A 17864-nucleotide genomic window follows, 5' to 3' on the forward strand; every position below is an offset into this window, starting at 1 on the left:
GAACTCAGCAGTGAAACACAGTAGCGCCGATGGTAGTGTGGGAGTTCCCATGTGAGAGTAGGTCATCGTCAGGCACCAAATACGAAAAAGCCCGTTGCTAACGCAACGGGCTTTTTTCGCTTGTGCGCTTGGCTAAGACGTATATGGACTGCCCCTGCAGTTGCAAGACATTGATGAGATCGGTTTGCGGACGCATGTCCGGCGTGCGCCGGTATGATGGTGATGGCTGCTGATCTGCCGGGTGGATTGGCCATTGTGCGCGGTCGTAGCCCTCATGGCGAGCGTGCAGCGAACCCCTGCCAAGGCAACGACGCGCTTCCCTAGCAACACGCCCCGTCGTCTTCCTGGCGCAGGCCAGGAGCCAGGGCTTTTCCCCTTAGAGCAAGCAGAACCACTGGATACCGGCATTCGCCGGCATGACGGTCGTTGTTGTTCTCGTCTCCCTGGCAAGGCCGGGAACAGGTGTATCTTTTCTTGGAACAGGGAGATCGCGGGCATGACGGTCTAGGGGAAGTGACCGGGTCCTGAATGGACCAAGCACAGAATTTACGCCCTATTTCAGGGTCAGGCTGCTGCCCAAGGCTTGCCGTAGCGCGGGCCGGCTGATCTTCAGCCCCTGGGGGGCGTAGCCATCCGGCCAGCTCAGATAGCGGCGGGGTCGCATGAACCTGGCCAGTCTGGTAGCCAGGAATCGATCCAGTTCGTCCTGATCCGGCAGGGGATCACCGCCCCTGAGTACCGCCACCGGCAACAGGCCGAAGGTGTCATCGGCAACCGGCAGCACCACCGCCTCGTCGATATCTGGGTGCTGTTTCAGGGCGGCTTCGATCTCTTCCGGCTGCACATTTTCTCCGCCACTGATGAACATGTTGTCTGCCCGCCCCAGCAGCTTAAGCCGGTTGTCGACCCACTCGCCCCTGTCCTTGGTGTGGAACCAGCCTTCGTTGTCGAAGGGGCGGCTCAGGACGCCCCGGTCGTAATAACCCAGGAAGCGGGTATCGCCGCGGACCTCGATGATCCCCCGGTGGATACGCAGCTCACGACCCGGCAGCAGGGTGCCGGACAGCCCTTCGCTGTTGGCGGGGCCGGTGGTGATCTGGGACGCCATCTCGGTCATGCCGTAGCTGGTCAGGGCCTGAACCGGGTAGGGTTCCAGGCGCCGCAGCTGCGCCTGGGAAATGGGACCCCCCCCAAGCAGCAGCAGCCGGATGGAAGCCATCAGCGCGTCGCAGTCCGCGGCATCCAGCAGCCAGCCCAGCTGGGTGGCCACCAGCGACAGGTGGCTGACCGGGCTCTGCCTCAGGTTGTGCAGCAGCTGTTTGTGCCCGGGAAGTACCAGGGTGGCGCCAGCATCCAGACAGCGGAACATCAGCGCCAGGCCGCCGATGTGGAACATCGGCAGGGAGGCTAGCCAGCGGTCGCCGGGTCCCAGGGGGATCTGTTCCAGGGAGCCGGCGGCGGAGGCCAGGTGGTTGCCCAGGCTGTGCATCGCCGCCTTAGGTTGGCCCGATGAGCCAGAGGTGAGGATCAGGCTGACCGGCTGCGCCGGGGAGAGGGGCGGGCTTTTGCTGGGCGTCACTCCCGCCGTCAGGCTGAGGCTCGGCAACCCGGCTAGGGGGGTTGCCTGGTGGTGCCAGAGGTGGCGGGCATCCAGTTGGTCAAGCAGCCGGATAAGCTGTGACTGGGGAAACTTCGGCGACAGCGGTGCGAACACCGCGCCCAGGCGAATGCAGGCCAGCTGCAACAAGACCAGTTCCAGGCTGGTGGGGCCCACCGCCGCCAGGTGGTCGCCCCGCCCTACCCCCTGCTGGGCCAGCCGTGTGCTGAGTTCGCCCACCCGCCGATCCAATTGACGAAAGCTGAGGCGGCCGTGGGGACCCTCGATGGCAACGGTGTTACCGAAGGCCTTGGCGCCCTTGTGGGCCAGGCAGATCAGGCTCGCCATAGACATTCCAGCTGATCCTCTGTTAGGCAGGGCATTCCGGGGCGAGCCGGCATGATCAGGTCCGCCTTCATCGCCTCCAGGGTGTCGAGGCCGGGGGGGTGATCCGGCGTCAGCTCGGCCGCCAGATCCGCCAGGGTGTCCAGCCCCAGATTGGACTCGAAGGCACTGGAGAGCACCACGGCGACACCGTCTAGCTCCGCCTGGACGACCATCTCAGCCAGGGTGTCCAGATCGCCGATCAGGCTGGGTTTGAGCACCAGGGCTTTGACACCGGGCTGCGGCCGGTAGCGGTATCCTTCGGCCTGGGTGGTTTCATCCAGGGCCAGGGGCAGCCCGAGGGACTCGGCCAGGGCCAGGTTGGTCTGCAGGCTGGGGGTGGGCTCCTCGATGTAATCCACCTGCTTCAGCGGTATGGCGGCGACAAACTCGGCAGCCTGCTGTTCACTCCAGCGCCGGTTGGCGTCCAGGCGGAAGCGGCGCTTGGGGTCCTGTTCCAGCAGGCGGTAGATGAGGCGAATCTCCTCCTCAACGGATTGCCTGCCCACCTTTAACTTGAGGTATCTTGCGTCGATGTTGGCAGCTTTGTCGATGATCTGCGGTGAAGATCCGGTAAGCAGCGGGGCGGGATCCTGGTGGGTGATCCGATGCTCTCTCCGCAGTTTCCACAGGGCACTGGAGAGGGCAAAGCGCACCGAGGGCAGGGTGGCCGGTTCGGGCAGCTTGTCGGATGGGGCCAGCCGTGGCATCAGCATCAGCAGCTGTGCCTGGGCCTGCGCCAAGGATTCCCGTGAGAAGCCCGGCAGGGGGGAGGCTTCCCCCCAGGCGATGCGGCCGTCCAGCTCCAGCTTGACCAGCAGCCCCTCCCGCTGACTCAGCCGGTGGCCATTGAAGTCGATGGCACTGTGAAAGGGGATGGCGTAGCGGTAGAGGGCAAGGGCGTTCATCTGGGCCTCAGGAGATCAGGGTTTGAATCAGTGTATCAGCAAAGGGACCCGGACAGGCCCGGTGGACATTGTGGCCGCAATCGAAGTGGTGCAACCCATCCACCAACCCCTGCCGTTTCAGCTCCTGGCCCAGGGTCAGGAACTTGGTGTCGGCGCGGCCACAGAGGTAGTGAGTCGGCACCGTCAACTCGGCCAGCATCGCCCTCTGGTCCTGCTGCCACCCCAGGCCGGTATTGTGGTACAGCGCCCCAAGGGCGTCGGGGTCATTGCCCAGCCGGGCGTCGATCATCCTCTGGCGGGCCTGGTCGGTCAGGTCGGCAAACACTGGCTGCCGGTACCACTGCCGAAGAAACTCGGCCAGGGAGTGGTGTTGCAGCAGGCGCTGCCAGCGGGCATCGGCCTGGCGCCGCGCCTGGCGTTCCTGCTGGCTGGTCAGGCCGGGATGGGCGGATTCCAGGGTCAGGCTGAGCAGGTGCCCTGGATTGCGCTGGGCCAGGTGCAGGGCGATGCGCCCGCCCAGAGAGTAGCCCAGCAGGTGGAACCTGCCCCTGGGCAACCTGGCTTCCAGCTGTTGGCACACCTCATCGAAACCGGGGCCCCGGGTCAGGGGAGTGCGGTTGTCGCCATGGCCGGGAAGATCCAGGGCAAGGCAGTGGAAGTGCCGCTGCAATGCCGGCAACACCGGCTGCCAGTCTTCGGCGCTGCCCAGGAAGCCGTGCAGCAGTACCAGGGTGGGGCGGTCAGCCGAGGGGCACATCTTTGACCGCCTTGGCCAGGGCCACCAGCAACTCGGCTGACTGCTTGGGAGGCAGGCTGAGCTCCACCAGGGTGGGGCCGTTGCTGGCCAGCGCCCCGGCCAGCGTCTCTTTGAACTGATCCAGGCTGACCGGGTTTAGGTAGGGCAGGCCAAACTGCTGGGCTGCGCCCTGGAACCGCAGACCGTGGCCCAGGCGGTAGTACTCCTGGCGCAGCGGTTCATTGGGCACCGGCAGCAGGTTGAAGATGCTGCCGCCGTCGTTGTTGATGGCCAGCACCACCATGGGGAAGTCGCAGTCCCGCACCAGGGCCAGGGAGTTGAGATCGTGCAGCAGCGACAGGTCGCCGATGGCCAGCAGGGTGGGCCGGCGGCTGCCCCTGCCGACGCCGGTGGCGGTGGCCAGCAGGCCGTCGATGCCGGAGGCGCCGCGATTGGTGTAGACCGGGGGCGGGTTGGAGACCGGGGCCGCCAGGGTATCGAACAGGCGCACCGGCAAGCTGTTACCGATAAACAGCTGGGCGCCGTCGGGCAGGGCCTGGCTCAGGTGGCGTATGGCGGAGAGTTCGGTCAGCTCGCCATGGCCATGGAGGCGCTCCATCATCCTATCCAGGGCGTCGCTGGCCTGGATAAGCTGGGGCGCCCAGGTTTCTCGGCGCTTCGTGGGCCAGGGCAGGGCCATCAGATCCTCCAGGTCACCGACGCACACCTGCTTCGGCTTGTGGTTGGGATCCAGCCTCTGCGGGTACTGCAGCCACTGCCATTGGGCGGCCCAGTGATGCGCCTCGATAAAGCCAAGCATCCGCTTGGAGAGGGTGCGGGCGCCCACCAGCAGCAGGTGTTCCGCCTGCGCCAGCAGGGACTGGCAATCCTCACGCTGCAGCAGCTGATCGATATGGTGCACCACACCGTCGGCCTGGCGCAGCTGGGACTGGCAGTCGGCCAGCAGTGGCCAGCCCAGGCGCTTGGCAAGGTCAACCAGCTGTTGGGGATCCTGCTCCGGGGCCAGGGTGCCGGCGACGATCACCCCTTTGCCGTTGGCGAAGGCGTGGCACTGGGCCTCGGTCGGCAGGGCCTTGCTGCTGAGGTTGGCCAGCGGACTCCAGGGCTGATCGCCCCTGAGCCAGTGACCTATGGGGGCCAGGTAGTCGCTGAAGTCGGTGCGATCCGCCTTGGGGTAGAGGGGTTCGCGGAACATGCAGTTGACGTGGACGGGGCCGGAGCTGCTGCCCAGGGCATGGTCCAACTGGGTCAGCAGCGCCTGTGGCGCAATGCCAAGATCCGGCGTCGGCAGGTCCACCCGGGTGCAGTAACCGGCAAAGATGCCGGGCTGGATGATCGCCTGGTTGGCGCCGCAGTCGATCAGCTCGGGCGGCCGGTCGCCGGTGAGCAGGATCAGCGGCACCCGGGTCAGGAAGGCCTCCACGATGGCGGGATAGAGGTTGGCCAGGGCGGTGCCGGAGGTGGTCACCAGGGCCACCGGGCTGCGGCTGGACTTGGCCAGGCCCATGGCCAGGAAGGCCAGGCCCCGCTCATCGAAGTGGGTGTGCCGGGTCAGGCCCGGGTGTTCGGCGGCCGCCAGGGTCAGGGGGGTGGAACGGGAGCCAGGGGCCAGGCAGATGTGTTTCACACCCAGTCGCCACAGCTCCTCCAGCATCAGTTTCGACCACAGCAGGTTGAGATCGGCGATTGGAGTGGTGTTCATAGACCGTTGAGAATTCCCATAATGGTGGCCAGCTTGTTCTCCAGCTCCTGCCACTCGGCATCGGGGTCGGAGCCGGCGACGATGCCTGCTCCGGCAAACAGGGTGATGGTATCACCACTGAAGCGGGCACTGCGCAGGGCAACGGAGAACTCGCTGCCCAGGCAGTTGAAGTAGCCACAGGCGCCGGCGTACCAGCCGCGGCTGAACCCCTCCCGCTGACGGATGAAGGTCATGGCGCTCTCCCTGGGATAGCCACCCACCGCCGGGGTGGGGTGCAGGGCCTGCAGCAGCTGCAGATCGTTCACGCCGTATTTCACCTCCGCCTTAATGGTACGGTGCAGGTGCTGGATGTGGTTCAGCTTGAGGATGGAGGGGCTCTCCTCGGTACCAACGTAGTCGCACAGGGGCTGAAGCTGTTTTTCGATCTGCAGGCGGACCAGCTGGTTTTCATGCTGGTTCTTGTCGTCATCCAGCAACGCCTGGGCCAGGGCGTCGTCCTCCTCGGGAGTAAAGCCGCGAACCGTGGTGCCCGCCAGGGCCTCGGTGGTCAGCTCCTGTTGGCTTCGCTGGAACAGTCGCTCCGGTGAGCAACTGATGAAACTGTCTTTGGGGGTCAGCTGGAAGCCGTACTGATAGCTGTTGGGGTTGAGCAGCTGCCAGGCGTGCAGCACGGTCCAGGGGTGGGGCTGGTGGCTCAACTGCAGCTGGCTCTGACGGGCCAGCACCACCTTGGGAGTGTCCCGGTTGAACTCCGGCTCGGTCACCTGGGTGACCAGCTGGTGCCAGTGTGATTCCGAGGGGGTGTCCTGGCGGGACAGGATATGGCCCGGCGCCAGTGGCGGCAGGGGCTTTATCGCCCTGACCTGCTCCAGGAAGGCGGCGGCCCGGGTCAGCTCCTGCAGCCAGCGCTCCGGGTCACCGTTTAGATTCAGCAGCAGCTGGGCTTCCCGCTCCCCCTGGCGAATCTCCAGCCTCGGCAGGATGAACTGGGCCTGGCCGAAGATGTCCCAGGCGGGCTGGCGAGTATCGAAGGCGACGCCACCATACCAACGCAGCCCCGAGTGGTTGTTGCGGCAGCAGCGTTCATAGAATTCGGAGAGTTTCTGGGGAGCGTGAGCGTCGATCCGGTGCTGGCCGCAGGCGCCCAGGGCGGCGACCTGCTCCCCCTGGTTCGATTCGCGCCAGTAGATCTGGGGCCACATCTCCTGGGCCGCCAGCCAGGGTAGCAGCAGGGTCGGCTGGATCGATTCGGAAAGCTGAACCTTGTCCCCCTCCGGCTGCCGGTTGGCCAGCTGGGCCAGCCGTGTCTGCATGCGACTGATGGCGATCGAGATTGATGGCTTATCCATCGCATGACTCCGAAGGTGGTGTGGGAACTCTAAGCTGCTGAAATTAAGATTCGAAGCAGTTTTCTGTCAAGCGCCGGTCGCCAATGCGTGATCCGGTTGGCGCCCTAGTATACTCATTGACCGCCGTGGGTACAGGGGTCAATCCATCAGTATCGCAGCTCCGATGATCGATGCCAAGGTGGCGAGCAGTTCTTCGCTGCCTAACTTACCGATAAATAGGAAGTTCCATACCGTTTTACACAATGAACAGACGGCAATCAGCACCAGCCCGGAGCGGCACTGCTGCTGCCAGAAAACCAACAGCAGCGAGCAGGTCAGGGCGATCAGCCCGATGATCACCACCCCCTGCAGCCCCAGGGGCAGAGAGAGCATCACCCGGCACTCCCCCGCCAGAACCTGGGGCAGATCCCCCTGCTGATAACGCCTGGGTTGATACCAGATCAAGTAACTGAGCAGGGCCAGCAGGGCGGCCAGCATCCAGGGAAGCTGCTGCATAAAGGCTCCGACGCAGGCCAGGGTCAGCAGCAGGGGTCTCAAGGTAAGCCCCCAGCGATGTGAGTGGTGGGTGAGTGTGATCATGGTTGCCGTTGCAGGTGTCCTGTCTGCCTATTCTTGTACTCCGGTTGGGAAGCAAGATCCGCAATTGTCATCGATTTGGCAGCAAAAATGTGCGCTAAACCGATGATGTAGCGCAGGTATTCCAACGAGGTAATTCACAGGTTGCAGAAAAAACCAGCAACGATCTGCGCCGTTAACCTGGTTCATCGGTCAGGGATGACCAGTGGCGGCTGGCGGCTAGGGCCCGTTGCCAGCCTCGTGTCAGTCTGGCCTGGGTCTCCTGGCTCATCGCCGGGCGGAAGTGGCTGGGTTCGTCCACTTCACTGGCCAGGGTGTCGAGATCCGGCCAGTAGCCACAGGTCAGGCCGGCCAGGTAGGCGGCGCCGGCGGCGGTGGTCTCTACATTGGCGGGGCGCACGACCGGGGTGCCGAGGATGTCGGCCTGGAACTGCATCAGGAAGCGGTTGGCGGTGGCGCCGCCATCCACCCGCAGCTGGCTCAGTGACTGGCCGGCATCCTGCTCCATGGCGTGGAGGATATCCATGGACTGGTAGGCGATCGATTCCAGGGTGGCCCGCACCAGGTGCTGGCGGTTGGTGCCCCGGGTCATGCCCACCAGAGTGCCCCGGGCGAAGGGATCCCAGTGGGGGGCACCCAGGCCGGTAAACGCAGGGACCAGGTAGGCGCCCTGGGTGTCCGCCACCTCCTGGGCCAGGGCCTCGCTCTCCGAGGCGTGGCGGATCAGCCCCAGTTCATCCCTGAGCCATTGGACGCTGGCTCCCCCCATAAACACCGCCCCCTCCAGGGCGTAGTTGATCTCTCCCGGCAGGTTGCAGGCCAGGGTGGTCAACAGCCCGTGACGGGAAGCCACCGGGGTGTTGCCGGTATGCATCAGCAGGAAGCAGCCGGTGCCGTAGGTGTTCTTGGCCATGCCCGCGCTGTGGCACAGTTGGCCAAACAGGGCGGCCTGCTGGTCTCCGGCCACGCCGCTGATCGGGACGCGGGCATTGCCAAGCTGGGCCTGGCCGTAGAGCTCCCCACTGGCCTTCACCTCGGGGAGCATGGAGGCGGGGATCTGGAACGCTTCAAGCAATTCCGAGTCCCACTCCAGGGTGTGGATGTTGAATAGCATGGTGCGGCTGGCGTTGGTGGCGTCGGTGGCGTGCACCTGTCCCTCGGTCAGGTTCCAGATCAGCCAGCTGTCGATGGTACCGAAGGCCAGCTTGCCCTGTTCGGCCCGCTGCCTGGCGCCGGGCACATGATCGAGAATCCAGCGGACCTTGGTGGCGGAGAAGTAGGGATCCAGTACCAGCCCGGTCTTGTCCCTGACCCGTTGCTCCAGCCCCGCCTGCTTCAACCGGGTGCAGAGGTCGGCGGTGCGTCGGCACTGCCAGACGATGGCGTTGTGGATCGGCTGACCGGTCTCCCGGTCCCACACCACAGTGGTTTCCCGCTGGTTGGTGATGCCGATGGCGGCCACCTGGTGGTGGCTGACTCGGCTCTTGGCCAGCAGCTCGGTGAGGGTGGCCCGCTGGCTGGCCCAGATCTCGATGGGGTCGTGCTCGACCCAGCCTGGGTTGGGGTAGTGTTGGTTAAACTCTCGCTGTGCGGTTCCGATCACCTGTCCCTGGCGATCAAACAGCAGGGCCCGGCTGGAGGTGGTGCCCTGGTCAAGGGCAACGATGTACTGGGTGGATTCAGACATAATTCAATGGCTTGAGTGAGCTTTTCTTCATACTAGCCACTCCTGTCTGGTGATGCCAGCGGCGCGAGACTCGGCCCTGGGCCGAGACCGTTGGCGAGTTTCTAGGGGGCACCGGCAGACTCGAGGGTTCCGGGCCTCTGGGGGCAGACCGGGTTTTACCCAGGGTTTTGGCTGCGGAGATCCACCGCAAACCACCAAAATGAAGCAGCTTCATAACGAATAATTTACTGATCTGCATCAAACAAATGCACAAATGAGGGGAGCATTATGGGATTACACCCCCAAGGAGGACTGCGTGATGATAATTCAAGACCACAGCCTGGTTAACGAGTTTCCCAACCAGGTGGACCTGATTCAGGAACTCAACCTCGCCGACGACACCTTCCACAAGCTGTACAACCAATATCATGAACTGGACCGCGAAGTCCGACGCATTGAGGAGGGCCTTGAAAACACCACAGACGAGTACCTCGAAAGCCTGAAACTCAAGCGCCTTGGCCTGAAGGACGAACTCTACAACCGCCTGCAGCAGGCAGAGCAAGCCTGATTTCACGCACTTTCACCGCACCATGAAGCAGGCTGGGGCCGGCCCGGCCTGCTCTAATCCTCCAGGGTAAAGCCCACTTTCAAGGTCACCTGCCAATAGGCCACCTTGCCATTCTCGATCTGTCCCCGGGTTTCCACCACCTCAAACCAGCGAAGGTTGGCCACCGTCTGGTGGGCGCGGTCGATGGCGCTGCTGATGGCATCCTCCAGGCTGGTGCGTGAGGAGCCGACCAGCTCCAGCTTCTTGTAGGTGTGATTGCCCATGATGATCCCTCCTGTGAACAACACTTGAGTATAGGCAAGGATCGGGGGGGCTATGCCTGGCGGGGCTCACAGGGTATAACGGGGGAAAGCGTCAGGAGGAGACAATGATCAAGTGGATAGCCGCGGTAGCGGCACTGGTGATCCTGATGGGCTATGCCCTGTTCCAGCTGGGGGCTGGCGGCCGGCTGGCGGCTGAACTGAACCGGCAGCATCGCAGCGAGGTGGTGCTCTACAGTGCCAGCTGGTGCAGCGCCTGCGCCGCCACCCGCCAGTTTCTCACCGACAACCGTATCCCCTTCGTGGAGCTGGATATGGAGCAGGATCCCCAGGGTTCCCGGGAGTTTGCCCAGTTCGGTGGCCACGGCATCCCCCTGGTGCTGGTCAGGGGCCGGGCCATTCGTGGCCACCAGCCCCGGCTGCTGATTCAGGCACTGTCTCCCTGAAGGGCTCCCGACAGATACCAAAAAGCCGCTTCAGTGAGCGGCTTTTTGCCGTCTGCCCTTGGGGCTCAGCGCATAGTACAGAACTCCTCGGCACTGGTGGGGTGCAGCGCCACGGTGCTGTCGAAGTCCGCCTTGGTGGCACCCATCTTGATGGCCACGGCGAAACCCTGGAGGATCTCATCCATGCCCAAGCCGATGCCGTGCAGGCCGACGATCCTCTCCTCGGGACCGGCGCACACCAGCTTCATCTGGGTCTGCTGGCGGTGGGCGGTGACCGCGGTGTACATGGCGGCAAAGCCGGAGGTGTACACCTTGACGTTCTCCTCGCCGTACTGCTCGATCGCCTGGGGCTCGGTGAGGCCGATGGTGCCGATGGCCGGGTGGCTGAACACCACGGTGGGCACCAGGGAGTAGTCCATCTTGGCGTGGGGCTGGTTGCCGAACAGTCGCTCGGACAGCTGGCGGCCCGCCTTGACCGCCACCGGGGTCAGCTCGATGCCACCGGCCATGATGTCGCCCACGGCGTGGATGCCGGGGACATTGGTGTTCTGGTATTCGTCCACCGGAATGAAGCCGCGCTCGTTCACCTCGATCCCGGCCGCCTCGATGTTGATGACGTCGGTGGCGGGCTCACGGCCGATGGCCCAGATTAGGGTGTCGACGTTGACGCTGTTGCCGTTCTCCAGCTTCAGGGTCAGGCTGCCGTCCGCCTCCTTGACCACCTCGCTGGGGACGGAGTGGGTGTGCAGGGTGGGCCCCTCCTTCTCCATCAGCTCCACCAGTGTCTGGGTGATCAGCGGGTCGAAGTTGCGCAGAGGGGCGTGCTTGCGCACCAGCAGGTGGGTTTCGCTGCCCAGGGAGTGCAGCACCCCGGCCAGCTCCACGGCGATGTAGCCGGCGCCCACCACCGCCACCCGTTTGGGCTGCTCGGTGAGGGCGAAGAAGCCGTTGGAGTCGATGCCGTGCTCGGCGCCGGGAATGTTGGGGATGGTTGGGCGGCCGCCGGTGGCGATCAGGATGTGGGGGGCGCTGTAGCGCTCGCCGTTCACCTCGACGGTGCGCTGATCCACGAACCTGCCGAAGCCGTTGATCAGGGTGACGCCGTTGGCGTCCAGGCCGCGGTTGTAACCGCCATGAATCCGTTCGATGTAGGCTTCACGGCTTTCCACCAGCTTACCCCAGTCGAACCTGTTCAGGGTCAGGTCGAAGCCGTAGTCGGGGCCGTAGAGGTTGACCGCCTCGGCCACCTGGGCGCCGAACCACATCACCTTCTTGGGCACGCAACCGACGTTCACGCAGGTTCCGCCCAGGTGCTTGGCCTCGATCAGCAGCACCTTGGCGCCGCGCATGGCGGCCCGGTTGGCGGAAGCGATGCCGCCGCTGCCGGCACCGAGAACGATATAGTCAAATTGCTGAGCCATGGGAAGAATCCTTTGATGGTGAGCCGTGAATGGGCATAACTAGCCTAAGTTGTACTCCGATCTGGGGCCGCTCTCAAACGAAAACAAGGGATTGGCTCAATCGGTTTCGATGGTGGCCGGGGTCATGCTCCGGCTCTGCCGACCAACGAAAAGGGGGAGCCGAAAGGCTCCCCCTTGTGGAAAGTCGGGATCAGAAACCGGCGGTGACGTGCAGGCCGCCCCACAGGTGGCCGGTATGGTGGCCTACATCCAGCTTGACGTCCTTGTGCCCCTCCTGATGCTCGACAATGGCATTCATAGTCCAGGTGTCGTTGAGGCGGTAGGCCAGGGTGGCCCCGTAACTGGAGTGGTTGGTTCCGTCGTGCTCCGGGCTGGCGTAGCCGTAGTCGAAGGCGGCAATCACATAGGGGGTAAAGGTCAGTGTCTCGTTGATGGTGAACTCGCGCCGGATGCCGATCTCCAGGAAACCGCCCTCGGCCTCGCTGCTGTAGACATAATCCACGAAGGGCTCGAACCACGCCAGGCCGCCGTAGGTCAGGCCGGCGCCCAGTTCGTTGTCTGTTTCGTCATCCTTGAAAAACTCCAGGCGGGTGTAGCTGCCGTAGAGACTGAAGTCGCCCATCTCGAAACCATACTCGATGCCGACGTTCAGCTCGTCGTAGTCGACATCGGCGGCGTAGCCATAGGCGGCGGAGAGGGTGATGCCGTTGGCGAAGCCGGCGGCGCCGTTGAGCCAGAAGATGCCGCCCTTCTCCAAGTTGTCACGGCCTTCGGAGATGTACTTGGAGTCGTAGCCAAAGTCCACTTCATACTCTGCTGCTGCCGCAGAGAAGCTGGCCAGCGCCAACACTATGCTGGTGGTCAGGATGGATTTCATTGTGATATGCCTGTTTGTTTGCCTGTTTGAGGATCTGCTTGCCTGGTTGCAAATCTTCCCGAAAGTGAGAATTGATTTTATTTCTATTGCCGACCCTGATCCGTGATTCAAGTGGAAGTCGTGTGAAAATTCCACACATATACGCGGTCTAAATCACGAATATGGTATTTGGCACTTCAACTTGGGATCTCCAATGGCGCCCGAGGTTTGCCCCACTATATGGATTATGCCTGGGTATTATTTTTTTTAAATACTTCATACTTATTGTTGTTCGGGTAATGTGAGGGAGTGTGAGCCAGGTCAGCCTGGGAGGCGGGGCGAGTCGCCGCAGGAAAACCATCAAAGTTGCTGGTTCCATCTTGTTTTTAAGGCGGCGGTGCCCCATGTAGGGAGAAGACACTACCCTTTATTGCGGGAACCACAGACCTACAAGGAGCCCCCATGACCAACCCCTTGATGAACACCGACCAGCTGCCCCAGTTCTCCTCCATTCGACCCGAACATGTTCAGGAGGCGGTGGAGCAGGCCCTGACCGCCTGCCGTGCAAAGGTCGAGCAGGTGGTGGCGTCCGGTGCCCCCTATACCTGGGACAGCCTGGTGGAGCCCTTAGAGGAGGTGGACGATCACCTGGGCAAGGTGTGGTCTCCGGTGAGCCATATGAACTCGGTGGTCAGCAATGATGCGCTGCGCGAGGCGCACGACAGCTGTTTGCCGGCCCTGTCCGAGTACGGCACCTGGTTGGGGCAGAACGAGGGGTTGTATCAGGCCTACAAGTCCCTGAGCGAGTCCCCCCACTATCAGCAGCTGACCCTGGCACAGAAGAAGGTGATCGACAATGCCCTGCGCGACTTCGAACTGTCCGGCATCGGCCTGGACGAGGCCAAACAGAAGCGATTCGGTGAGATCCGCCTGCGCCTGTCTGAGCTGTCCAGCCAGTATGCCAACCGGGTGCTGGACGCCACCAATGCCTGGAGCAAGCGGGTGGTGGATGTGTCCCGGTTGGCGGGGCTGCCGGACAGCGCCATCGCCGCCGCCCGCCAGACAGCCGAGCAGCGCGGCCTGGAGGGCTACCTGCTGACCCTGGAATTTCCCTCCTACATCGCGGTAATGACCTATGCCGATGACGTGGAATTGCGGCGCGAGGTCTATACCGCCTACTGTACCCGGGCTTCCGATCAGGGGCCCAATGCCGGTGAGTTCGACAACTCGCCGCTGATGGCCGAGATGCTGGCGCTGAAGCATGAGCTGGCGGGCCTGCTGGGGTTCGGCAGCTATGCCGAGATGTCCCTGGCCACCAAGATGGCGGAGGAGCCGACCCAGGTGATGGCCTTCCTCAATGAGCTGGCCCTGCGCTCCCGTCCCCAGGCCCAGCAGGAGCTGAAGCAGCTGGCCGACTACGCCAGGGCGCACCATGGGGTGGACAGCCTCGATGCTTGGGACATCGCCTACTTCTCCGAGAAACAGAAGCAACACCTCTACAGTATCTCCGACGAACAGCTGCGCCCCTATTTCCCTCAGGAGCAGGTACTTACCGGGCTGTTCGCCACCGTGGAGAGGTTGTTTGGGGTGACCGTCTCCGAGGTGGCGGGGGTGGACGTCTGGCATCCGGATGTACGCTACTTCGAGATCCACGATGGCCAGGGGGCGCTCAGGGGGAGCTTCTACCTGGACCTCTTTGCCCGCCAGAACAAGCGGGGGGGCGCCTGGATGGACGACTGCCGCGGCCGGCGCCAGCGGCGCACCGGCCTGCAGAGCCCGGTGGCCTACCTCACCTGCAACTTCAATGGTCCTGTGGGCGATAAGCCCGCCCTGTTTACCCATGACGAGGTGGTGACCCTGTTCCATGAGTTTGGTCATGGCATCCACCACATGCTGACCAAGGTGGACGCCAGCAGCGTCGCCGGCATCAACGGCGTGCCCTGGGACGCGGTAGAGCTGCCCAGCCAGTTCCTGGAGAACTGGTGCTGGCAGGAGGAGGCGCTGGCCTTCATCTCCGGTCACTATGAGAGTGGCGAGCCTCTGCCCCATGAGATGTTGGAGAAGATGATGGCGGCCAAGAACTACCAGAGTGCCATGATGATGGTGCGCCAGCTGGAGTTCTCCCTGTTCGATTTTCGTCTGCATCTGGAGTACCGCCCGGAACTGGGGGATCGCATCCAGCAGACCCTGGATGAGGTGCGTGCCCAGGTGTCGGTGGTCAAGGCGCCGGAGTTCAACCGCTTCCAGCATGGCTTCAGCCACATCTTTGCCGGTGGCTATGCGGCGGGTTACTACAGCTACAAGTGGGCCGAGGTGCTCTCCGCCGATGCCTTCAGCCGCTTCGAGGAGGAGGGGATCTTCAATCCGCAGGTGGGGGCCGACTTCCTCGACTGTATCCTGGAGCGTGGCGGCAGCGAGGAGCCGATGGAACTGTTCAAGCGCTTCCGTGGCAGGGAGCCGCAGATCGATGCCCTGCTGCGTCACAGCGGCATCGCCGCTTAAGCGGGGATATTCCCAGGAGAGGCCCAACCGGGCCTCTCCTGCGTTGGGGAGCTAGAAGTAGAAGCGGGTTTCCAGCAGCAGGCTGTTGGACACCTGGTTGTGCTCCGCCCTCAGGTTGAGGGCGATCTGCGGGGTGGGGTAGAACACCAGGCCGACGCTGGAGTGGTTCCATTGTCGGTCGAACTCCTTGGATACCTGGTGGCGGATCTCCAGGTCCAGCTGGCTGGTGAGCTTGCCTCGGATCTGGAAGGCCACCACCGGGGAGATGGAGTACTCGGTGACCGGTCCCTGGCTCCAGCTGGCGACGCTGGTGCCCAGACCGACCAGCAGGTCCCAGCGTTCGGTCCCCGCCACCCGGTAATCCAGCCGCCCCTGAAAGCGGTTGAGGCCGGCGTGCTGATACTGCATCCCCTCCTCCTGCCAGTTCATCTCGGCGCTGATGTCCAGCAGCCAATGCTGGTTGAGCTGGGCCAGGGCGCCGGCAGAGAGCTGCATGCCGGTGTCATCGGCGGCGTTGATCTTCGCCAGGGAGGCGTGGGCGTAGTTGTAGTCCACCGGGGTCAGGTAATCGTCGAACCAGTTGCCCAGCCACTGGCACAGGTCGCCGCACAGGGCCCAGCTTGGAGTGGGGATCAGGGCAAGCAGCAGTGGGGTGGCACGGATCACAGTGGACTCCTCTTCGGGTGTGACCCATTGAGTACCCGATCTTGGTGCGGGATTAAAGAGCTGTTTGATGCTGGTTGAATATTATTCGATCCCGGTCAAACTTTTACCACCCTAATTTAATTTATGCACGATTAACGCCGCTGTAACCCAGATGGCACAAGCTGTCTCGCTTGTATTTTTTTGATGCAGATGGCAGGGCGAAAGGTGCAGTTCGAATGATATTTTGACCTGCGTCAGTTTTTGCCGAGAAAGTTTCGCAACTCTTTGTTTCTTATGGGAATGCTTCTGTAAGTGGGATCTGTATCTCGGAAGGGGTATCTGGAATCTGGTTATATATCCGCATTGTGCCGGTAGAGTGCCGTGCCCCCAGGCAAACAGGAGTAAAAGGACGATGAGTAAATCAGATTTATACAAGGTTAGGGAAACCCGCATTCTGTTGGCTGCCCTGAACACCGCGAGCAGCAAAGGCGCTCTCGACTTTCGTATGGCCGATGTCGCTCGCGCCGCCGAGTGCTCCGTTGGCACCCTCTACGGCCACTTCATCAGCAAAGAGGATATGATGGCCGCCTTGGTGCAGGTTGGCCTGGGCCGTCGTACCGAGTTCGCCAAGCGCCTGGCTTCCCAGGAGCTGAGTGGCATGGAAAGGTTCGTCAGCTTGCTGGTGCTGGAGCAGCAGCGCCTGGCCCATGACGACATCCTGGCCCAGCTGGAACTGCTGGTGTGCTACAGCGATCTGTGGCGCCGTGCCGCCGACAAGCGGGTGGCCGCCCTGCGCGATGCCTCCGAAGAGTTTGATCGCCAGCTGGAGGAGGCCTTGATGGTTGCCGAGCAGGAGGGCTATCGTCTCGACGAGGAGCAGCGATCTCGCCTGGTGGCCCGTGGCCGCGCTGCCGTCCTCGGCAGCCAGCTGCAGACCTCCCGTCAGACCCTGATGCCCTGTGGTGTCATGGCTGGCGAAGGCGAGTTCTTCAATGTGCTGGCCGACATCGTTCGCTGCGGCAACGGCCCGGTATTGGATGGCAACGAGTGGCTGGCCAAGTGCCAGAGCGCCCTGGCGTTGGGTCGTGAAATGATCGAGCAGCCCGTTCTGGGCCAGGTCGCCGCCTGATCCGACAGAGTGCCGCAAAGGCGCGCCCCTTGGGCGCGCTTTTTTTGTGGCTGAAGGGACTGGTATACTCCGGCCATTGCAACTCCCCGGACTCACCATGTACTCCCTTTACCTGGATCAACAGGGCGACGATGCCCAGCGGCTGCCCGACATCGCCAAGCGCTGGCAGCTCCAGCACAGCGACACCTCCCCCTTCTCCCTGGGGTTTGAGGAGGCGCGCCTCTGTCTGAGGCTCAGGGATGAGCCCAAGACCGGCGCCATCTGTGTGGACCTGGCGGGGGGCGCCTCGGCCCACAGGCGCAAGTTCGGTGGGGGCCGAGGTCAGGCGATCGCCAAGGCGGTGGGGCTCAAGGGTGGGGTCACTCCGCTGGTGGTGGATGGTACCGCCGGCCTGGGCCGTGACAGCTTCGTCCTGGCCAGCCTGGGGTGCCGGGTGATCATGGTGGAGCGTCATCCTGTGGTGGCGGCCCTGCTGGAGGATGGCTTGCGCCGGGCCTGCGAGGATGGTGAGATCGGTGACTGGGTGTCCCAGAGGCTGACCCTGGCTCCGGGCAACAGCATCGACACCTTGGCCGGTATCGACCAGCAGGTGGAGGTGGTCTACCTGGACCCCATGTATCCCCACCGGGCCAAGTCCGCCTTGGTAAAGAAGGAGATGCGGGTGTTCCAGCAGCTGGTGGGCAGCGACGAGGACGCCGATGCCCTGCTGGCGCCGGCCCTGGCCCTGGCCCATAAACGGGTGGTGGTGAAACGGCCCGACTACGCCGAACCCCTGGCGGGGCAGGCGCCCACTATGACCATCGAGACCAAGAAAAACCGATTCGACGTCTATGTTAAGGCGGCCCTGCCCCAGGGGGGGTGACCCCCGGCGGTCCACACCGTTCACCGGCCCTATCTCGGGCTGGTGGGCAGTTTGTCGTATACCCTGCGTCCCAGCATGCGACGTCGATCGTCGCTCTCCTCTCCCTCCCTGGGCAATGCGCGGCGATCCGGGTTCTGGCGGCGGTCCTCCCGTCGCCGGTCAAAGGGGTAGCTGTTCATGGCACCTCCACAGCCTGGGCTTGAGCGCCGTAACTATAGATATAGCTGCTTTTACCC

The 17864-nt window shown here is 63.3% G+C and carries 17 protein-coding genes and 1 rRNA gene; 6 read left to right on the forward strand and 12 right to left on the reverse strand.

Annotated features, from left to right (window positions below; translation table 11 throughout):
* Positions 1-74, forward strand: a 5S ribosomal RNA gene (gene rrf, locus FCL40_RS18975); the annotation flags it as partial.
* A gap of 479 nt (positions 75-553) precedes the next feature.
* Here rrf and menE read toward each other — a convergent pair.
* From menE to glpK, 7 genes are all read right to left on the reverse strand, one after another.
* Positions 554-1945 (reverse strand): o-succinylbenzoate--CoA ligase, encoded by a 1392-nt coding sequence (menE, locus tag FCL40_RS14385; protein WP_169307135.1) that lies wholly within the window; start codon positions 1943-1945, stop codon positions 554-556.
* On the reverse strand, positions 1933-2889 hold the full coding sequence (menC, locus tag FCL40_RS14390; RefSeq protein ID WP_136853999.1) for an o-succinylbenzoate synthase: 957 nt from the start codon (positions 2887-2889) through the stop codon (positions 1933-1935). The genes menE and menC overlap by 13 nt, the downstream gene beginning before the upstream one ends.
* 7 nt (positions 2890-2896) lie before the next feature.
* Positions 2897-3646: a 2-succinyl-6-hydroxy-2,4-cyclohexadiene-1-carboxylate synthase gene (menH, locus tag FCL40_RS14395; RefSeq protein ID WP_136854000.1), complete on the reverse strand. Its 750-nt coding sequence runs from the start codon at positions 3644-3646 to the stop codon at positions 2897-2899.
* On the reverse strand, positions 3630-5348 hold the full coding sequence (gene menD / locus FCL40_RS14400; RefSeq protein ID WP_136854001.1) for a 2-succinyl-5-enolpyruvyl-6-hydroxy-3-cyclohexene-1-carboxylic-acid synthase: 1719 nt from the start codon (positions 5346-5348) through the stop codon (positions 3630-3632). The genes menH and menD overlap by 17 nt, the downstream gene beginning before the upstream one ends.
* The gene (locus tag FCL40_RS14405; protein ID WP_136854002.1) at positions 5345-6697 is read right to left on the reverse strand and encodes an isochorismate synthase; all 1353 of its coding nucleotides are present in this window, start codon (positions 6695-6697) and stop codon (positions 5345-5347) included. The genes menD and FCL40_RS14405 overlap by 4 nt, the downstream gene beginning before the upstream one ends.
* A gap of 138 nt (positions 6698-6835) precedes the next feature.
* Positions 6836-7234: a hypothetical protein gene (locus tag FCL40_RS14410; protein ID WP_136854003.1), complete on the reverse strand. Its 399-nt coding sequence runs from the start codon at positions 7232-7234 to the stop codon at positions 6836-6838.
* A gap of 214 nt (positions 7235-7448) precedes the next feature.
* Entirely contained in the window at positions 7449-8960 is a 1512-nt protein-coding gene (gene glpK / locus FCL40_RS14415) for a glycerol kinase GlpK (RefSeq protein WP_136854004.1), read from the reverse strand.
* Between the two features lie 298 nt (positions 8961-9258).
* Between glpK and FCL40_RS14420 the strand changes: the two genes are divergently transcribed.
* Complete coding sequence (locus FCL40_RS14420; RefSeq protein ID WP_136854062.1) at positions 9259-9507, forward strand: YdcH family protein; 249 nt, start codon at positions 9259-9261, stop codon at positions 9505-9507.
* Positions 9508-9560: 53 nt separating this feature from the next.
* On the opposite strand, the gene FCL40_RS14425 is transcribed toward FCL40_RS14420, so the two are convergent.
* A complete protein-coding gene (locus FCL40_RS14425) occupies positions 9561-9770 on the reverse strand; it encodes a dodecin (protein ID WP_136854005.1) in 210 nt (69 codons plus the stop codon).
* A gap of 104 nt (positions 9771-9874) precedes the next feature.
* On the opposite strand from FCL40_RS14425, the gene FCL40_RS14430 reads away from it, so the two are divergent.
* The gene (locus tag FCL40_RS14430; RefSeq protein WP_136854006.1) at positions 9875-10213 is read left to right on the forward strand and encodes a glutaredoxin family protein; all 339 of its coding nucleotides are present in this window, start codon (positions 9875-9877) and stop codon (positions 10211-10213) included.
* A 65-nt stretch (positions 10214-10278) separates the two neighbouring features.
* Here the strand turns inward: FCL40_RS14430 and gorA are convergent, their stop codons facing one another.
* Positions 10279-11634 carry a glutathione-disulfide reductase gene (gene gorA, locus FCL40_RS14435; protein ID WP_136854007.1) on the reverse strand — a complete coding sequence of 452 codons (1356 nt, stop codon included), beginning with the start codon at positions 11632-11634 and terminating at the stop codon, positions 10279-10281.
* Positions 11635-11824: 190 nt separating this feature from the next.
* Positions 11825-12511 (reverse strand): hypothetical protein, encoded by a 687-nt coding sequence (locus FCL40_RS14440; RefSeq protein ID WP_136854008.1) that lies wholly within the window; start codon positions 12509-12511, stop codon positions 11825-11827.
* A 441-nt stretch (positions 12512-12952) separates the two neighbouring features.
* Here FCL40_RS14440 and prlC point away from each other — a divergent pair, with 441 nt between their 5' ends.
* Positions 12953-14992 (forward strand): oligopeptidase A, encoded by a 2040-nt coding sequence (gene prlC, locus FCL40_RS14445; RefSeq protein WP_136854009.1) that lies wholly within the window; start codon positions 12953-12955, stop codon positions 14990-14992.
* 51 nt (positions 14993-15043) lie between these two features.
* On the opposite strand, the gene FCL40_RS14450 is transcribed toward prlC, so the two are convergent.
* Positions 15044-15658, reverse strand: a complete 615-nt coding sequence (locus FCL40_RS14450) for a hypothetical protein (RefSeq protein WP_136854010.1) — start codon at positions 15656-15658, stop codon at positions 15044-15046.
* A gap of 391 nt (positions 15659-16049) precedes the next feature.
* Here FCL40_RS14450 and FCL40_RS14455 point away from each other — a divergent pair, with 391 nt between their 5' ends.
* Together FCL40_RS14455 and FCL40_RS14460 are read left to right on the forward strand one after the other, a co-directional pair.
* Positions 16050-16766, forward strand: coding sequence for a TetR/AcrR family transcriptional regulator (locus FCL40_RS14455; protein WP_136854011.1), 717 nt, complete (start codon positions 16050-16052; stop codon positions 16764-16766).
* Positions 16767-16863: 97 nt separating this feature from the next.
* Positions 16864-17628 carry a class I SAM-dependent methyltransferase gene (locus tag FCL40_RS14460; RefSeq protein ID WP_136854012.1) on the forward strand — a complete coding sequence of 255 codons (765 nt, stop codon included), beginning with the start codon at positions 16864-16866 and terminating at the stop codon, positions 17626-17628.
* A 29-nt stretch (positions 17629-17657) separates the two neighbouring features.
* Here the strand turns inward: FCL40_RS14460 and FCL40_RS18610 are convergent, their stop codons facing one another.
* Positions 17658-17807, reverse strand: a complete 150-nt coding sequence (locus tag FCL40_RS18610) for a hypothetical protein (RefSeq protein ID WP_169307136.1) — start codon at positions 17805-17807, stop codon at positions 17658-17660.
* Between the last annotated feature and the right edge of the window lie 57 nt (positions 17808-17864).

It is taken from the genome of Ferrimonas sediminicola (assembly GCF_005116715.1).
Lineage (GTDB): Bacteria > Pseudomonadota > Gammaproteobacteria > Enterobacterales > Shewanellaceae > Ferrimonas > Ferrimonas sediminicola.

Bases quoted from the DNA above. Each gene is read 5' to 3' on its own strand.
- menC (WP_136853999.1), bottom strand. From the start codon at position 2,889: ATGAACGCCCTTGCCCTCTACCGCTACGCCATCCCCTTTCACAGTGCC.
- glpK (WP_136854004.1), bottom strand. From the start codon at position 8,960: ATGTCTGAATCCACCCAGTACATCGTTGCCCTTGACCAGGGCACCACC.
- gorA (WP_136854007.1), bottom strand. From the start codon at position 11,634: ATGGCTCAGCAATTTGACTATATCGTTCTCGGTGCCGGCAGCGGCGGC.
- FCL40_RS14420 (WP_136854062.1), top strand. From the start codon at position 9,259: ATGATAATTCAAGACCACAGCCTGGTTAACGAGTTTCCCAACCAGGTG.
- FCL40_RS14460 (WP_136854012.1), top strand. From the start codon at position 16,864: ATGTACTCCCTTTACCTGGATCAACAGGGCGACGATGCCCAGCGGCTG.
- menD (WP_136854001.1), bottom strand. From the start codon at position 5,348: ATGAACACCACTCCAATCGCCGATCTCAACCTGCTGTGGTCGAAACTG.
- menH (WP_136854000.1), bottom strand. From the start codon at position 3,646: ATGTGCCCCTCGGCTGACCGCCCCACCCTGGTACTGCTGCACGGCTTC.
- menE (WP_169307135.1), bottom strand. From the start codon at position 1,945: ATGGCGAGCCTGATCTGCCTGGCCCACAAGGGCGCCAAGGCCTTCGGT.
- FCL40_RS18610 (WP_169307136.1), bottom strand. From the start codon at position 17,807: ATGAACAGCTACCCCTTTGACCGGCGACGGGAGGACCGCCGCCAGAAC.
- prlC (WP_136854009.1), top strand. From the start codon at position 12,953: ATGACCAACCCCTTGATGAACACCGACCAGCTGCCCCAGTTCTCCTCC.
- FCL40_RS14425 (WP_136854005.1), bottom strand. From the start codon at position 9,770: ATGGGCAATCACACCTACAAGAAGCTGGAGCTGGTCGGCTCCTCACGC.
- FCL40_RS14405 (WP_136854002.1), bottom strand. From the start codon at position 6,697: ATGGATAAGCCATCAATCTCGATCGCCATCAGTCGCATGCAGACACGG.
- FCL40_RS14430 (WP_136854006.1), top strand. From the start codon at position 9,875: ATGATCAAGTGGATAGCCGCGGTAGCGGCACTGGTGATCCTGATGGGC.
- FCL40_RS14455 (WP_136854011.1), top strand. From the start codon at position 16,050: ATGAGTAAATCAGATTTATACAAGGTTAGGGAAACCCGCATTCTGTTG.
- FCL40_RS14440 (WP_136854008.1), bottom strand. From the start codon at position 12,511: ATGAAATCCATCCTGACCACCAGCATAGTGTTGGCGCTGGCCAGCTTC.